Source organism: Micrococcus sp. HMSC31B01, from assembly GCF_001816085.1.
Classification (GTDB): Bacteria; Actinomycetota; Actinomycetes; order Actinomycetales; family Micrococcaceae; genus Micrococcus; species Micrococcus luteus.
In genome coordinates this window covers 1-4448 of record NZ_KV825275.1, presented here as the reverse complement: position 1 = coordinate 4448, position 4448 = coordinate 1, and the positions used below count along the sequence as shown (strand labels likewise).

Annotated in this window: 3 protein-coding genes; 1 reads left to right on the top strand and 2 read right to left on the bottom strand. The window is 71.8% G+C overall.

The window, feature by feature from the left end:
* Together pepN and glgC are read right to left on the bottom strand one after the other, a co-directional pair.
* A partial coding sequence (gene pepN, locus HMPREF3105_RS09530; RefSeq protein WP_246830366.1) for an aminopeptidase N occupies positions 1–1743 on the bottom strand: 1743 nt, incomplete at its 3' end.
* Between the two features lie 103 nt (positions 1744–1846).
* Positions 1847–3091, bottom strand: coding sequence for a glucose-1-phosphate adenylyltransferase (gene glgC, locus HMPREF3105_RS09525; protein WP_070709399.1), 1245 nt, complete (start codon positions 3089–3091; stop codon positions 1847–1849).
* 113 nt (positions 3092–3204) lie between these two features.
* On the opposite strand from glgC, the gene glgA reads away from it, so the two are divergent.
* Entirely contained in the window at positions 3205–4401 is a 1197-nt protein-coding gene (gene glgA, locus HMPREF3105_RS09520) for a glycogen synthase (protein WP_070709398.1), read from the top strand.
* Positions 4402–4448: the final 47 nt, after the last annotated feature.

Genomic DNA, 4448 nt, shown 5'->3' with positions numbered 1-4448 from the left:
CACGGTGGCCTCCGCGAGCGGGTCCGCGATGGGGTGCGTCAGGGCCGCGCGCAGCGAGCCCGCGTCGAGCGCGACGGCGGCGTAGGTGAGGTCCTCGTCGTTGGGCAGCACGAGGCGGACGCCCCCGGGCACCTCGAGGTCCGGCAGGGGCACGGCCGCGCCCTCCGCCCCACCCGGCACATCGGCGGTGACCTGGGCGGTGCGGCGCAGGACGCCGTCCTGCCCGGGCGTGAAGACGCCGACCTTCAGCACGTGCGGGCGGAGGATCGGCCCGCCCGTGACCGGGTCCGCGCCCTCCTGGCGCAGCACCGGGGCGTCGCCGTCGACGTCGACCCGCAGCCGGGGCACGCCGGAGGTGTGCAGCCACGCGTCCGCCCATGCGCGCATGTCCCGCCCCGAGGCGGCCTCGAGCGCGGCCATGAAGTCGGCGAGGGAGGCGTTGCCCCACGCGTGGGCGGCGAAGTAGCGGTGCGCGGCGTCGAGGAACGCCGCACGGCCCACGTAGGCGGCCAGCTGCTTGAGCACGGAGGCGCCCTTGGCGTAGGTGATGCCGTCGAAGTTCTGACGGGCGGCCTCGAGGTCGACGATGTCCGCGACGATGGGGTGCGTCGTCGGCATCTGGTCCTGCACGTACGCCCAGGCCTTGCGGCGGGACGCGAAGGTCACCCATGCGGTCCGGAAGTCGGTGGCCTCGTCCACGCCGAGGGCGCCCATGTAGTCCGCGAACGACTCCTTGAGCCACAGGTCGTCCCACCAGTGCATCGTCACGAGGTCGCCGAACCACATGTGCGCCATCTCGTGCAGGATCACGTTGGCCCGGCCCTCGTACTGGACCGCGGTGGCCCGCGAGGTGAACACGAAGTCCTCGGTGAAGGTCACGAGGCCCGGGTTCTCCATGGCGCCGAGGTTGTACTCGGGCACGAACGCCTGGTCGTACTTGCCCCACGGATACGCGACGCCGAAGAGGTCGTGGAAGAACGTCAGCCCCCGCTTGGTCACGTCGAACACGGCCACGGGGTCGAACGCGTCGGCCATCGTGCGCCGGGTGAACAGCCGCAGCGGCACGGCCTGCGCACCGCTGGCCGGGTGACCGTCCCAGGCGTCCTCCCACTGCGCATAGGGGCCGGCGAGCAGCGTCGTGATGTAGGTGGACTGGGGGAGCGTCGGGGCGAACTCCACCCGGACGACACCGTCCCCGGCCGGCGTCCGGGACACCTCCGGCCGGTTCGAGGCCAGCACCCAGTCCGCGGGTCCGGTGAGGGAGAAGGTGAAGGCGGCCTTGAGATCCGGCTGCTCGAAGTCCGGGAACACGCGGCGCGCGTCGGCGGGCTCGTACTGGGTGTAGAGGTAGACCTCGCCGTCAGCGGGGTCCGTGAAGCGGTGCAGGCCCTCGCCCGACCGGGAGTACACGGAACGGCCGACCAGCTCGACCACGTTCTGCGCCGCCAGGTCGGGCAGCAGCACCCGGGCCCCGCCCACGACCTCGGCCACGTCCAGCGCCGTGCCGTTGAGGGTCACCGACTCCACACCGCCGTGGATCCAGTCCAGGTGGGTCTGCGCGCCGGGCTCGGCGCACGCGAAGCGGATCACGGTGCGGACCGGATAGGTGTCGGTCGCGGCGTCCCGGGCGTCGGAGAGGTCCACGTCCACGACGTAGTCCTGCACCGTGAGCAGGCGGGAGCGGTCCGCGGCCTCAGCGCGGGTGACGTTGGTGGCGTCGAGGTCGGGGGTGGTGTCGGTCAAGGCGAGCCTCCGGTCGGGGATCCAGCGGGGACGGCGACGCGCGGACACACCGGGGCGTGCCCGCGCGTCGGCGGTGGTCCGGGACCGGCGGCCCGGGGCCGCGTCAGTGCGGCTTCGGGACGGGCTGGCCCTTGGAGAGCACCGTCAGGCCGGATTCTGTCACGGTGTAGCCGTTCGCCTCGTCCTCCGCCCGGTCGAAGCCGATGCGCGCGCCCGGGGGCACGACCACGTTCTTGTCCAGGATCGCGTTGCGCACGTGGGCCCCCTCGCCGATCACGACGGAGCCCAGCAGCACCGACTGCTCCACCCACGCCTCGTTGTGCACGCGCACGTCCGTGGAGAGCACGGACTGGGCCACGGTGCCCCCGGAGATGACCACACCCTGGGAGAGGATCGAGTCGTTCGCCGAGCCGGGGCGGCGGGTGGACGAGCGCACGAGCTTGGCGGGCGGGGAGACGGACTGGCGGGTGTAGAGCGGCCACTCGCGGTTGTAGAGGTTGAACTCCGGCCACGGCTGCACCAGGTCCATGTGCGCGTCGTAGTAGGAGTCCAGGGTGCCGACGTCCCGCCAGTAGTGCTTGCCGGCCGTGCCGCCGGGCACCTCGTTGGTGGTGAAGTCGTACACCCCGGCCTCGCCGCGCTCCACGAACAGCGGGATGATGTCCCCGCCCATGTCGTTGTTCGACTCGGGGTTCTCCTCGTCCTGGTTCAGCGCCGCCACGAGGGCGTCCGTGTCGAACACGTAGTTGCCCATCGAGGCCAGGAACTGCGTGGGGTCGTCCGGCAGGCCGGGGGTCGTCTCCGGCTTCTCCACGAACGCCGAGATCCGCGTCCTGTCCTGCGGGTCCGTCTCGATCACCCCGAACGAGGAGGCCAGCTCGAGCGGCTGGCGCACCGCGGCCACGGTCGCCTTGGCCCCCGAGGCGATGTGCTGGTCCACCATCTGCTGGAAGTCCATGTGGTAGACGTGGTCCGCGCCGATGACGACGACGATGTCCGGCCGTGCGTCGTGGATCAGGTTCATGGACTGGTAGATGGCGTTCGCGCTGCCCGTGAACCAGTCCTTGCCCCGGCGCTGCTGCGCCGGCACGGAGGCCACGTAGTTGTTCAGCAGCGTGGACATCCGCCACGTCTCGGAGATGTGGCGGTCCAGCGAGTGCGACTTGTACTGCGTCAGCACGACGATCTCGCGGTACCGGCTGTTGACCAGGTTGGACAGCGCGAAGTCGATGAGGCGGTACGTGCCGCCGAACGGGACGGCAGGCTTGGCACGGTCGGCCGTCAGCGGCATCAGACGCTTGCCCTCACCGCCCGCCAGCACGACCGAGAGGACCTTCTTCTGCACCATCTGCGTCACTCCTCGTGAGCCGGGTCGTCGCGACCCGCACGCGTGCTCTGGGCGTGCGGGGCATCCGTGCCGCCAGACTATCGACCCCCGCCGGGCTGAACTAGGTTGGGGGCGTGCGCATCGACATCGTGAGCAAAGAGTTCCCCCCGTCCATCTACGGCGGTGCCGGCGTCCACGTCGCCGAGCTGACCCGCGTCCTCGCCTCCCGTGCCGACGTCCGCGTGCACGCCTTCGGCGAGCCGCGCGACCCGGACTACCACGGGGCCCGCGTCCTGACGTACCCGAACCCGCCCGGGTTCGACGCCGCCAACGGGGCCGTGCAGACCCTGGCCACCGACCTCACGATCCTCGGCGACCTCGAGGGCGCCGACGTCATCCACTCCCACACCTGGTACGCCAACCTGGCCGGCCACCTCGGCAAGCTCCTGCACGAGACCCCCCACGTCCTCTCCGCGCACTCCCTCGAGCCGCTGCGCCCCTGGAAGGCGGAGCAGCTCGGCGGCGGCTACGCCCTGTCCAGCTGGGCCGAGCGCACGGCCTACCTCGGGGCGGACGCGGTCATCGCGGTCTCGGACGGCATGCGTCGGGACATCCTGGCCTGCTACCCGGACGTGGACCCGACCAAGGTGCACACGGTCCACAACGGCATCGACACCCAGGTCTGGACCCCGCAGACCGGCACCGCCGCACTGGAGAAGTACGGGATCGACCCGGACAAGCCCTCCGTCGCGTTCGTCGGCCGCATCACGCGCCAGAAGGGCGTGCCCCACCTGCTCCGTGCGGCCCTGCGACTGCCGGAGGACGTCCAGCTCGTGCTGTGCGTAGGCGCCCCGGACACCGCGGAGCTGGCGCACGAGGTGAACGGGTTGATCGCCGAGCTGCGGCGCACCCGCCAGGGCGTCGTCGTGATCGAGGGGATGATCCCGCGCCACGAGGTGATGGAGATCCTCACGGCCGCCACCGTGTTCGCCTGCCCCTCGGTCTACGAGCCGCTGGGCATCGTCAACCTCGAGGCGATGGCGTGCGGCACCGCCGTCGTCGCCTCCGCCGTGGGCGGCATCCCGGAGGTCGTGCAGGACGGCGAGACCGGCCTGCTCGTCCCCTTCGAGCAGGTCGACGACGGCACGGGGGCGCCCGTGGACGAGGAGAGGTTCGCCGCCGACTTCGCGGCCGCGCTCACCCGCGTCGTGGAGGACCCGGAGCGCGCCCGCGCGATGGGTGAGGCCGGCCGGGCCCGCGCGATCGAGCACTTCTCGTGGGAGACCATCGCGGAGCGCACGATCGAGGTCTACGAGGCCGTGCTGCGCTGAGCCCGCCCGACCACGCACACGGGCCCCCGCCACCGCGAGGTGACGGG

Coding starts and splice junctions, on each gene's coding strand:
- glgC (WP_070709399.1), bottom strand. CDS start 3,091: ATGGTGCAGAAGAAGGTCCTCTCGGTCGTGCTGGCGGGCGGTGAGGGC.